10 protein-coding genes and 1 pseudogene are annotated in these 11,935 nt (G+C 56.7%); 6 read left to right on the top strand and 5 right to left on the bottom strand.

Going from position 1 to position 11,935, the window contains the following annotated elements; translation table 11 throughout:
* The first annotated feature begins 372 nt into the window (after positions 1–372).
* From BJF97_RS13920 to BJF97_RS13905, 4 genes are all read left to right on the top strand, one after another.
* Entirely contained in the window at positions 373–1,770 is a 1,398-nt protein-coding gene (locus BJF97_RS13920; protein ID WP_032693455.1) for a cytochrome ubiquinol oxidase subunit I, read from the top strand.
* On the top strand, positions 1,770–2,780 hold the full coding sequence (gene cydB, locus BJF97_RS13915) for a cytochrome d ubiquinol oxidase subunit II (protein ID WP_014229227.1): 1,011 nt from the start codon (positions 1,770–1,772) through the stop codon (positions 2,778–2,780). The genes BJF97_RS13920 and cydB overlap by 1 nt, the downstream gene beginning before the upstream one ends.
* Positions 2,780–2,905: a DUF2474 domain-containing protein gene (locus BJF97_RS13910; RefSeq protein ID WP_014229226.1), complete on the top strand. Its 126-nt coding sequence runs from the start codon at positions 2,780–2,782 to the stop codon at positions 2,903–2,905. The genes cydB and BJF97_RS13910 overlap by 1 nt, the downstream gene beginning before the upstream one ends.
* 169 nt (positions 2,906–3,074) lie before the next feature.
* Positions 3,075–3,308, top strand: a complete 234-nt coding sequence (locus BJF97_RS13905) for a DUF2554 family protein (RefSeq protein ID WP_014229225.1) — start codon at positions 3,075–3,077, stop codon at positions 3,306–3,308.
* 11 nt (positions 3,309–3,319) lie between these two features.
* On the opposite strand, the gene BJF97_RS13900 is transcribed toward BJF97_RS13905, so the two are convergent.
* Together BJF97_RS13900 and BJF97_RS13895 are read right to left on the bottom strand one after the other, a co-directional pair.
* The gene (locus BJF97_RS13900) at positions 3,320–5,284 is read right to left on the bottom strand and encodes a peptidase U32 family protein (RefSeq protein ID WP_032693487.1); all 1,965 of its coding nucleotides are present in this window, start codon (positions 5,282–5,284) and stop codon (positions 3,320–3,322) included.
* A gap of 166 nt (positions 5,285–5,450) precedes the next feature.
* A pseudogene (locus BJF97_RS13895) lies at positions 5,451–6,063 on the bottom strand (helix-turn-helix domain-containing protein).
* A 179-nt stretch (positions 6,064–6,242) separates the two neighbouring features.
* Between BJF97_RS13895 and BJF97_RS13890 the strand changes: the two are divergent.
* Positions 6,243–7,409, top strand: coding sequence for a benzoate/H(+) symporter BenE family transporter (locus tag BJF97_RS13890; RefSeq protein ID WP_014229222.1), 1,167 nt, complete (start codon positions 6,243–6,245; stop codon positions 7,407–7,409).
* On the opposite strand, the gene BJF97_RS13885 is transcribed toward BJF97_RS13890, so the two are convergent.
* Positions 7,389–8,255 carry an AraC family transcriptional regulator gene (locus tag BJF97_RS13885; RefSeq protein WP_014229221.1) on the bottom strand — a complete coding sequence of 289 codons (867 nt, stop codon included), beginning with the start codon at positions 8,253–8,255 and terminating at the stop codon, positions 7,389–7,391. The two genes, BJF97_RS13890 and BJF97_RS13885, sit on opposite strands and share 21 nt — an antisense overlap.
* Positions 8,256–8,437: 182 nt before the next feature.
* On the opposite strand from BJF97_RS13885, the gene BJF97_RS13880 reads away from it, so the two are divergent.
* Positions 8,438–9,355 carry a DMT family transporter gene (locus tag BJF97_RS13880; protein WP_014229220.1) on the top strand — a complete coding sequence of 306 codons (918 nt, stop codon included), beginning with the start codon at positions 8,438–8,440 and terminating at the stop codon, positions 9,353–9,355.
* Positions 9,356–9,430: 75 nt separating this feature from the next.
* Here the strand turns inward: BJF97_RS13880 and BJF97_RS13875 are convergent, their stop codons facing one another.
* On the bottom strand, positions 9,431–10,099 hold the full coding sequence (locus BJF97_RS13875; RefSeq protein ID WP_070082928.1) for a DUF3313 domain-containing protein: 669 nt from the start codon (positions 10,097–10,099) through the stop codon (positions 9,431–9,433).
* A 139-nt stretch (positions 10,100–10,238) separates the two neighbouring features.
* Complete coding sequence (locus BJF97_RS13870; protein ID WP_014229218.1) at positions 10,239–11,831, bottom strand: ABC transporter substrate-binding protein; 1,593 nt, start codon at positions 11,829–11,831, stop codon at positions 10,239–10,241.
* Between the last annotated feature and the right edge of the window lie 104 nt (positions 11,832–11,935).

Below are 11,935 nucleotides of genomic sequence, written 5' to 3'. Positions count from 1 at the left end.
ATTAAAATCCACAGCACACGAAACCAGCGTTAATGAAGGCGTACGTGCGCGCGGTAAAAACGGTCAATTATTTTATTATAGGATTGATACACAACTTATGAATTATTCAGGATATTTATACTTAAATTTAAAATATAAATATCGCTTACCCAAAGGAACGTTTAATTACTGGCTTGCAGCGCTAACGTCAAATTAAAATAACATACTATCTGCGGGTGTGAAATAGCTTGATTTTAGAAAAATAGGATTTATCACAAAAAACAGAAGCTCAAATCGACAACTGTTATAGATAAAAACAGGGTTTCTGTTCCTGCTATCCGCCATGGTGGAGGCCTAGAATTGCGCTGAATCAATTTTATTGCGGAGTTTTGCATGTTCGGTCTTGATGCATTCCACCTGGCGCGGATCCAGTTCGCCTTCACCGTGTCATTTCATATCATCTTCCCCGCCATCACCATCGGGTTAGCCAGCTACCTTGCGGTTCTCGAAGGCTTATGGTTAAAAACCAAAAACCCGACCTGGCGCTCGCTCTACCACTTCTGGTCGAAGATCTTCGCCGTCAACTTCGGCATGGGGGTGGTCTCAGGTCTGGTCATGGCCTATCAGTTTGGTACCAACTGGAGCGGATTCTCCGAGTTTGCCGGGAGCATTACCGGCCCGCTGCTGACCTACGAAGTTCTGACCGCCTTCTTCCTTGAAGCCGGATTCCTCGGCGTCATGCTGTTCGGCTGGAACCGCGTCGGGCCGGGCCTGCACTTCTTCGCCACCTGCATGGTGGCGCTGGGGACGATAATCTCCACCTTCTGGATCCTCGCGTCCAATAGCTGGATGCAAACGCCGCAGGGGTTTGAGATCGTCAATGGCCAGGTGGTGCCGGTGGACTGGTTCGCGGTTATCTTTAACCCGTCGTTTCCCTACCGCCTGCTGCATATGTCGGTGGCGGCCTTTCTCAGCAGCGCGCTGTTCGTCGGCGCATCGGCAGCCTGGCACCTGCTGCGCGGCAACAACACGCCCGCCGTTCGCGCGATGTTCTCCATGGCCCTGTGGATGACGCTGATTGTCGCCCCGGTTCAGGCCATGATTGGCGATATGCACGGGCTGAATACGCTCAAGCACCAGCCGGCGAAAATCGCCGCTATCGAGGGTCACTGGGAGAATATCCCCGGAGAACCCACCCCGCTGCTGCTGTTCGGCTGGCCGGATATGCAGCAGGAACGGACGCGCTATGGTCTGGAAATCCCGGCCCTCGGCAGCCTGATCCTCACCCACAGCCTGGATAAACAGGTTCCCGCGCTGAAAGAGTTCGCGGCGGAAGATCGCCCTAACGCCACCATCGTGTTCTGGTCCTTCCGTCTGATGGCCGGCCTCGGCATGCTGATGATCCTGCTCGGCGCGCTGGCCCTGTGGCTGCGCTATCGCGGTCGCCTCTATCACTCCCGACCCTTTTTACGCTTTGCGCTATGGATGGGGCCATCGGGGCTTATCGCTATCCTCGCGGGCTGGATGACCACCGAGGTGGGCCGCCAGCCGTGGGTCGTCTACGGCGTACAGCGTACCGCAGATGCCGTCTCCGCTCACGGTGACCTGCATATGTCCATCAGTCTGCTGACGTTTATCGTCGTCTACGCTTCGGTATTCGGCGTCGGTTATAGCTATATGCTGCGTCTGATTCGCAAAGGGCCGCAGGACGCTCAGCCGCCTGGCGCCGGTACGCCTGCCCGCCCGCTTTCCGCCGCAACGGACCATGTACAGCAGAAGGAGTCCTGGTAATGGGTATCGATTTATCGGTTATTTGGTTTGTCATCATCGTCTTCGCCACCCTGATGTATATCGTGATGGACGGCTTCGACCTGGGCATTGGCATTTTATTCAGTACCACGCGGGACGCGGCGGATCGCGACGTCATGGTGAACAGCGTCGCGCCGGTCTGGGATGGCAACGAGACCTGGCTGGTGCTCGGCGGCGCGGGGCTGTTTGGCGCTTTTCCACTGGCCTATGCGGTAATTATCGATGCGCTGGCGATCCCCCTCACCCTGATGCTGATCGGGCTTATTTTCCGCGGCGTCGCTTTTGAATTCCGCTTTAACGCGACGCCATCGCACCGCCCGTTCTGGGATCGCGCCTTTATGGGCGGTTCGATTCTGGCCACCTTCACCCAGGGGATGGTTGTCGGCGCGGTGATCAACGGCTTCGCGGTCAGCGGCCGCAGTTTCAGCGGCGGGGTGTTTGACTGGTTTACGCCGTTTACCCTGTTCTGCGGCCTGGGACTGTGCATTGCGTATGCGCTGCTGGGCGCCAGCTGGCTGGTGATGAAGAGCGAGAATGCGCTCCACCGCAATATGCGCGTGACCGCGCGCGGTTTGCTGCTGGCGCTGCTGGCGGTAATTGTCGCCATCAGCATCTGGACCCCGCTGGCGCAGACGGCCATCGCCGAGCGCTGGTTTAGCTTGCCAAATCTCTTCTTCCTGCTGCCGGTACCGCTGCTGGTCGCGGCGATAAGCGCCTGGCTGTGGCGAGCGCTGCGCAACAGCACCAGCCACCTGCTGCCGTTTGTCCTCACGCTGGGGCTGATCTTTCTCGGCTTTAGCGGGCTGGGAATCAGTATCTGGCCGTATATTATTCCACCGGGCATCACCCTCTGGCAGGCCGCCGCGCCGCCGCAAAGCCAGGGCTTTATGCTGGTTGGCGCGCTGCTTATTCTGCCGGTGATCCTCGGCTACACCTTCTGGAGCTACTACGTTTTTCGCGGCAAAGTTCAACACGGCGAGGGGTATCACTGATGCAACGAGTATGGCTTAAGCGCACGTTATGGATGATGGTCCTGTGGGGAGGCAGCGTGCTGGCGCTGGCGGCGGTAAGCATGGGATTTCGGCTGCTGATGACGGCCGCCGGGCTGAAGGCCTGATCCGCCCGTCACGTTATGTTATTCGGCCCGATGGCGACACCATCGGGCTTTTTTTCGCCATCCGTCAGGCGATGCTGACAAAGCCTTTTCTCTTCTTTGACAACCGACGTAATAAGCTCACCCAGCCCCTGGCATAGTAGCCTCATTCGCCGATAGCATGGAAAAAGAGATGTTCAGAAGAAGCATTTCAACATTACTGCTGGCGTGCGCCCTGTTTTCCGGGCACGTGCTGGCCCGCCAGCACGGACACGATTTCTTCCCGGTACAGAGTCTCGAACAGCAGTTACAGCACGAAGCCGATAGCGACGAGCTGCGCAGCCAGGCGGAAGACGCCGCCTCCGACCTGCGCGAGCAGCACCACTGGCAGAATGCGCGGAAACCAAAAATGCATCACTACCAGTAGCGATTTCGTTATCAGGCGCCCTTGCGTTTCGGTAGGGTTTTCATCAGCTCATCGGGACTCACGGACGCCACGATGCTGCCCGGCAGCGGCATTTTCAGGATATGGTTTTTTATCTTACCGACCACGTGCATTTCGCATGGGCGGCAGTCAAATTTCAGCGTCAGCACTTCATCGCCGTGGATCAGCTGCATTGGCGTCGCTTTCCAGCTTTTAATCGAACCTTTGGCCTGTTTCGGACACAGGTTGAAGGCAAAGCGCAGGCAGTGCTTGGTAATCATGACCGGCACGTCGCCCTTCTCTTCATGAGCTTCATAGGCGGCGTCGATCAGCTGCACGCCGTAGCGTTGATAAAACTCGCGCGCTTTGTGGTTGTAGACGTTAGCCAGAAACGACAGATGCGTTTCCGGATAGACCGGCGGCGGCACCGAAACCGGCTTGCGGCTGCCGCGCACCACGGCCTTCAGACGCGCATCATCAAGCATTTCCGCTGTTTCACGGCGCAGCTGGTTCAGCAGGCTGTTTGGCACGAACAGCGCGCCGGGCAGGTTAATCTCAACGTTGCGCGAATAGTAAAGGGTCTGGCCGAGCTTCGCCACGCCATCGCGCAGGTTCGCCAGCGCTTTCTCCGCCTGGGTCGCCTCGGCAAACTCGCCGTCCAGCGTGTGGGTGACGCTCACGCCCTCTTCGCTGGTCATCGTCAGGACCAGCTGCTCCTGCCAGCCGCTCAGTTCGATATCGACGGCGATGCGGCGCTCGCTGGAGGTTTTCAGCAGCGCCTGCTGCCAGTTATGATCGAGGTTGCGGTTTAACGGCTGGTGCGGACGCACTTTGTGTAAATCCGCGGGCATCTCGTTCGGCCATACGCGATAGCGGTTTTCGCCGGTTTTTTCCACCGTGTTGGCGCGAAAGCCGACGATTTCACGTTTGATCATCACGTTGAGGCCGTCGCCGTTGGTCAGCGTTTCGCTCACCTCAACGTCGAGAAAGTCTTTACCGACTTTCAGGACTTCCCCCACCGGCAGACCAATAAACTTTGGCGAGTCAAACGCGCCAATATCACCTTTGCGCGCGTTGACAAAATAGTCGGTGCTGCCGCGATGGAAGGTCTTATCCGTTGACGGAACAAAGAAGTGTTCGGTACGCCCCGCCGAGGCGCGGGCCAGGTCGCCGCGATCGTCAATAATGGCGTCGAGCATCTGGCGATAGTGCGCGGTGATGTTCTTCACATAGCTCATATCTTTGTAGCGGCCTTCAATCTTGAAGGAACGAACCCCGGCATCGATCAGCGCGGCCAGGTTGGCGGTCTGATCGTTGTCTTTCATCGACAGCAGGTGCTTTTCATACGCCACCACGCGGCCCTGGTCATCTTTCAGGGTATAGGGCAGACGGCAGGCCTGCGAGCAGTCGCCGCGGTTGGCGCTGCGCCCGGTCTGAGCATGGGAAATATTGCACTGGCCGGAATAGGCCACGCACAGCGCGCCGTGGATGAAGAACTCAATGGTCGCGTCGGTGTTATCGTAAATCGCTTTGATCTGCTGAAGATTCAGCTCGCGGGCGAGCACGATTTGGCTGAAGCCGACGTCGGAGAGAAATTTCGCTTTCTCAACGCTGCGGATATCGCACTGGGTGCTGGCGTGCAGCTCAATCGGCGGAATATCCAGCTCCATGACCCCCATATCCTGGACAATCAGCGCGTCGACGCCGGTTTCATACAGGTCGGTTATCAGGCGCTGCGCCGGTTCCAGCTCATCATCATGAAGAATGGTGTTCAGGGTCACGAACACTTTCGCGCCGTAGCGATGGGCAAACGGTACCAGACCGGCGATATCGCTCAGGCTGTTGCTGGCGTTGTGGCGCGCGCCAAAGCCCGGCCCGCCGATGTAGACCGCATCCGCGCCGTGTAAAATCGCTTCACGGGCGATCCCGGCATCGCGGGCAGGACTCAGTAGTTCAAGATGATGGTTTTGCAGGCGCATACGCTCGTCGTTATCCATTATAGGGGGTCGAAATGGCGGCTATTGTAGTCAGAACCTGGCGCAGACCAAAACATTTTCCATCGCCGCCGCGGAAGGAATTTGCAGTTTTTAGCAAAGCATTGAAGGAAAAGATATTTCCCAGAAAAAGTGCCTGAGGATAGAGTCATCACGTATTCCGGATTTTCCTCGTCACGTTGTGATTTGTTGTCTCAGTCATTTGCCTGGCCGCGAGTTTACTCGCGGCTTTTTTATTTCGGGTAGTGGATCAGCGAATGAAAATGGGCAGTCTGCCCACCGCTATTGCGATAGGCGTGCGCTAAATCGCCGGCGAAACGCCGCCCTTCCCCTGGCTGCAGCGATTGCCAGCTGTCCTGCAGGCAAAGATCCAGCACGCCGCTAATCACCACCACATGTTCGATAACCCCTTGCTCATGCGGCGTTGACTCACTCAGCGCGCCCGGGGCCAGGGTGATGGAGAAGTGATCGAAGCGCAGCACCGGGTCCCAAGGGAATAGCGGCGTGACCACCATGGCCTGCTGCTGGGGATCAAATGCCGTCGGTTCACCGGCCTCATCGGCAACGATAAAGGCGGAAAACGGCACGTTAAGCCCGGTGGCGATTTTCCATAACGTCGCTACCGTCGGGCTGGATTCGTTGCGTTCAATCTGGCCCAGCATGGCCTTCGACACGCCGGTCTCTTCCGCCAGGCGCGACAGGCTCCAGCCGCGCTGCTGGCGCAGCGTTTTTAACGTTGCCGACAGGTGTTGCGCAATATCCATTCAACCTCCCAATAATATCTGAAGGAATTATACGCACATTCACCTGATTCTACAGGGAATTGACGAATAGCGCTCGCCCGGGCTCCGCTATCCGGGTCTGGCGTTGCCGAAAAGCCAGTTGTGCGCTATAACGCACAATGCTACATTATACCGACCGTTATAACGCACAAGGCACTCCCATGCGCTCTTTCACTCTCCCTTTTCCGAGTCTGCTCGCCGGCTTCGTCGCCGTGCTGGTCGGCTATGCCAGCTCTGCCGCCATTATCTGGCAGGCAGCGGCGGCGGCAGGCGCCGATGCTGCGCAAATCGCCGGCTGGATGACCGCCTTAGGTCTGGGAATGGGCATCAGCACCCTGGCCCTCACCGTATGGCGAAAGGTGCCCATCCTGACGGCCTGGTCAACGCCCGGCGCGGCGCTGCTGGTCAGCGGCCTGCAGGGGGTCACGCTCTCCCAGGCGGTTGGCGTCTTTATTTTTGCCAATGCCTTAATCGTGCTTTGCGGCATCACTGGCATATTTGCCCGGCTGATGAAGATTATTCCCCATTCGCTGGCGGCGGCGATGCTGGCCGGCATATTGCTGCGCTTTGGCATGCAGGCTTTCGCCAGCCTGCAGGCTAATCTGCTGTTATGCGGCAGTATGTTAGCCGTATGGTTACTGTGCAAAGCCTGGCTTCCCCGCTTCGCGGTTGTCGCCGCCCTGCTGACAGGAAGCGCGGTGGCCGGATTGAGCGGAGAAGTGACAACGTCACAAATAAGCTTCAGCGTTGTCGCCCCTTCCTGGATCGCCCCTGAATTTACGCCAGCGCTGTTGATCAGCGTCGGTATACCGTTTTTCCTCGTCACCATGGCGTCGCAAAACGCCCCCGGCTTCGCCACCCTCCAGGCCTCGGGCTATCGGGTCCCCGCTTCAACGCTTATTGTCGCCACCGGCGGCCTGGCGCTGCTGCTGTCGCCTTTCGGGGTCTACTCGATCTGCATCGCCGCCATTACGGCCGCGATTTGCCAGAGCCCGGAAGCCCATCCGGACCCGCAAAAACGCTGGCTCGCGGCGGCGGCGGCGGGCGTGTTTTATCTGCTGGCGGGGATATTTGGCGGCTCAATCACCTCGTTGATGTCGGCGCTGCCGATAGCGTGGGTCCAGATGCTTGCCGGGCTGGCGCTGCTCGGTACCATCGGCGGCAGCCTGTTTCAGGCATTGAATCATGAGAGTGAGCGCGATGCGGCGGTAGTAACGTTTCTGGTCACCGCCAGCGGCGTGACGCTGGCCGGTATCGGCTCAGCGTTTTGGGGGCTGGTTCTCGGCGGCGTCAGCTACGTTTTGCTGTCAACGCTGCGCCGCGCGTAGCTGCGAGGGCGTCAGGCCGGTGGCGCTTTTCACCCGGTTGCTGAAGTGGCTGGCGCTGCTAAAACCGCAGGCCATGGCGATATCGGTTAACGGCAGCCGACTCTGGCTAATCAGCGCCTGCGCTTTAACCATCCGGCGCTGCATAACGTACTGATGCGGCGCCATCTTCATCGACTGGCGAAACATCCGCGCAAAATGGTATTCGCTTAACGCCGCTTCCTGCGCCAGATCGGCAAGAGTGAGCGGCTGGTCGAGGTTCTCCTCAATCCATGCCAGCAGATTGCGCAAGACGTGCGGCGCCAGCCCGCCGGTCACGGTCGGTAAACGCCACTGAACGTTCGAATAGTGCTGAATCAGGTGGGTGAGCAGCAGCGTGCTGGCCGAACTCAACGTCAGCTGATTCGCCTGCTGCTGCCAGTCGTTGTCGAGGAGAAACTGGCGGTAGACGGCGGTGATTTTGTCATCGCTGGAAAACGTTTTCTCCTGCAGCGTGAACGAGGCCGGGCTGCGGTCCCAAATCTGCTCGCCTACCCGGCGCAGGTGTTCATCGGTGCAGTAAAGATGCACAAAAGAGAGATCGCCGCGGATATCCCAGGTGCTCTCATCGCCTTTCGGCATCAGGCAAAAACGATCCGGCCCGCCGCCGTTTTTCCAGCCGTGGGGGGTTTTTTGGTAGCTTTCGTAGCCATCGGCAATATAGAGGCTCAGGGTATGGTGGTCGCTTTGTACCGTGATGGTATCAAGATTGTTATACCACGCCGCCAGCTGAATACCGGAGTTGAGGTTCACCGTCCCCCGCAGCACGGCATTTTTTTGACGCAATGTTTCGAAAGTCCCGTAAGCCATAGCCTTCACAGTTCAGATTCCGCAGATCGCTAGTCTAAGAAGAGTCGCCGGCAGATACCAGCATTCCCCCGCCGCTAATGAAAAATAAGCGCAAGAATTTGCAAGTCGGCGACAAGCTGATGACAGCGCCGAATTCGCCCAGGCCGCACAATGACCGGTACAACACTCACAGGAGAGACATTTTGAACGCATTACTCTACGGGTTGGTCGTGGTTATCTGGGGCACCACCTGGATTGCTATCTTTTTGCAGCAGGGGCCGGTTGCCGCGCCGGTGTCTATTTTCTGGCGCTTCGCCGTCGCCAGCGTCGCGATGTTGACCATTCTGCTGGTTACCCGCCGCCTGCGCCCGCTGGCCGCGCGCGACCATCTCTTTTGCCTGCTACAGGGCTGCTGCGTTTTCTGCTTTAATTTCTGGTGTTTCTATACCGCCGCCGCGTATATCAATACCGGGCTGGAGTCGGTGATCTTCTCCATGGCGGTGTTGTTTAACGCGATCAATAGCTTTCTCTTCTATCGCCAGCAGCCTCCGGGCCGTTTCTGGCTGGCCGCCGCGCTGGGGCTGGCGGGGATCGTGACGCTATTCTGGGATGATTTATGGGCCAGCGGCCTGAACGCCTCGCTCCTGCTGGGTATTGCCCTCAGCGCATTGGGCACCTTTGGATTTTCGCTCGGCAATATGCTCAGCATCCGCCACCAGCGCCGCGGTCTGGAGACGTTGACCACCAACAGCTGGGCCATGCTTTACGGCACCCTGGTCATGGGCGCGATCGCGCTGGTTCGCGGTGATAATTTCGCGCCGCAGTGGACCCTCAGCTATATGGGCGCGCTACTGTATCTCGCCGTGTTTGGCTCGGTGATTGCCTTTGGCGCCTATTTTACGCTGGTGGGGCGAATCGGCGCGGGTAAAGCGGCATACAGCACCCTGCTGTTTCCACTCGTCGCGCTGACTATTTCGACTTTTTATGAAGGTTACGTCTGGCACAGTAGCGCCGTGGCCGGACTGGCGCTGATCCTGGTCGGAAATCTGGTGATGTTCGCTCGCCCGGAGCAGTGGCTGCTGCGGCGCAGGCTGGCCTGGGTTCGCTCGGATCGCTGCTGACGCTCGCGCTACCGTCGAGGGGAAATGAAAAAGGCGCTATCAACCACTAGCGCCTTGATTAACAGATACGCCTGATTAACGGTTATTGGGGTCGAATTTCACCGCGTCAATCGCCATATCATCAATGACCTGCTTCAGGGTCTCGACGGTGAGCGGCGTATTTTCGTTGGACAGGTTTTTACCTTCGCCCTTACGGACCACTTTGATAACCGGCTTTTTGGTCGCCGCATCAATCAGCTCCCCTTCAAAAAACAGGTTGGTGTCCATGGTACGGTGGCCCGTTGCCGCCTGCGTACCGGCAATAATCATCGCGACCGGAATCACTTCGTAGAACTGCAGCCCTTCTTTGCTGGAATCCACGCCGGTGATGGCGCCGCGGAAGATCAGGCTGCGCTTGCCCGGGGTGGTTGCCAGCGGTTTACGCTCGGAAATAGCCTGTTTCATCTCTTTATTGGTGTAATTCAGGATATCCCTGAGCGCCTTCTCGCCCACCTGGGTGGTGGGTTTTAGTACCGGGTAATAGGTGATCGGGTTATAGACGATATTGTCATAGTTGCTCGGATTGTAATCCGGCGAAATCCAGCGCAGTTCCGGTTTGCCGGACGCCGAGGTGGTTTCTTTTAAGTTAGAGTAATCTTTTAAAAATCCCGAATATTGTTCCGGCTTAGCGATTTTGGATGAGCAACCGGCCAATGCTAACAGGCCAGCAAGCGCAGCGACTTTAAAAAATAACGGAGTACGCATATAGGTTAATCCCTGTGAATACCATTTATCGGCAAGAGTTATAGCAAATAACAGGGGTAAGTTTTGTGGCAAAAGCGGTGCTACGTCAAGTAGCTGGAAAAAATAAACCCGCCGTTGCCGGCGGGCCGTGATTGGCTGTTTATCTGATATCAACCTGATAAAAAATATGCTTGCCAAAGGGGTCTATTTCGTAGCCTGACACGTTTTTACGCACCGGTTCAAATATTGTCGAGTGGGCAATCATGACTGCCGGCATCTGGTCATGCATCATCTGCTGCGCCTGGCGATAGAGCGCTTCGCGTTTTTGGCGATCGGTTATCGATTTTGCCTCGGCGATAATTTTATCAAACGGCTGATAGCACCATTTTGCAGAGTTTGACCCGCCGTTCGCCGACTGGCAGGTAAAGAGTGGGCCGAAGAAGTTATCCGGGTCGCCGGTCGCGGTCGTCCAGCCCATCAGTGCCGCCTGATGTTCGCCATCCTTCACCCGCTTTAAGTATTCACCCCACTCATAGGTTGTGATTTTCGTTTGCACGCCAATTTTCGCCCAGTCGGCCTGGATCATTTCGGCCATGCGTTTGGCGTTCGGGTTATAGGGTCGCTGCACCGGCATCGCCCACAGATCGATGGTAATTGGCCCCGCAACCCCCGATTCCGCCAGCAGCGCTTTGGCTTTCTGCGGGTCGTAGTCATAATCCTTCAGCTGGCTATCCGCGCTCCATACGCCCGGCGGCAGCAGGTTTTTCGCCGCCGTACCGGTACCGTGGAACACCGCTTCAATGATCGCCGGTTTATTGATCGCCATCGCTAAGGCCTGACGCACCTTAACGTTGTCCAGCGGCGCTTTTTGGGTGTTAAACGCCAGGAAACCGGTGTTAAGGCCCGCTTTGCTCATCAGGTTGATCGCGTTGTTCTCTTTCATTCGCGGCAGGTCGGCCGGATTGGGGAACGGCATCACCTGGCACTCGTTTTTCTCCAGTTTGGCGTAGCGCACCGAGGCGTCCGGCGTGATACTAAAAATGAGACGATCGATATGCGCCTTCCCCTGCCAGTATTCCGGGAACGCGGTGAAAAGAATTCGGGAATCTTTTTGATATTGCGCGAGTTTGAAAGGTCCGGTACCAATCGGGTCCATATCCACGCGCTCTGGCGTGCCGGCTTTTAGCATCGCATCGGCATATTCCGCCGATAAAATAGAAGCGAAATACCAGGCAAGATCGGCCACAAAGGGCGCTTCGGCATGGGCCAGCGTGAAACGCACCGTATATTCATCAGGCTTATCAATCGCGGTAATTAACTGGCCAAATTCGAGGCTTTCAAAATTGGAGTAATTGCCGCTGGAGATATTATGATAAGGATGGTGAGGATCTTTTTGCCGCATAAACGAAAAAATAACGTCGTCGGCATTAAAATCGCGGCTGGGTTTAAAATATTTATTACTCTGGAATTTAACGCCTTTGCGTAAATGAAAAGTATAAACTTTCCCATCTTCGCTGACTTCCCAGCTTTCGGCGAGGCTCGGCACCAGTTCTGTGGTGCCGGCTTTGAAATCGACCAGTCGGTTATAGACCGGCACCGCGCTGGCGTCCACGCTGGTCCCGGAGGTGTAGAGTTGCGGGTTAAAGTTTTCCGGCGATCCTTCTGAACAGTAGACCAGCGTTTTTGCGCTAATGGCCGAGCTGGCCGTCAGGGCCGCTAACGCCAGAGCAAGCGTCGTGAATCTGCGTTGCATAGGTTTTCCTTTTTAATTTGTCAGCTAATGAATAGCTTGTTGTTTTCCCTTTCATACATAACACTAAAGCCTGATTGCAAACACCTGAAAACTCGAATAAAGAA

The sequence above is a fragment of the Klebsiella sp. LTGPAF-6F genome (assembly GCF_001753185.1).
Classification (GTDB): domain Bacteria; phylum Pseudomonadota; class Gammaproteobacteria; order Enterobacterales; family Enterobacteriaceae; genus Klebsiella; species Klebsiella michiganensis.
This window is presented reverse-complemented; position numbering and strand designations above follow the sequence as displayed.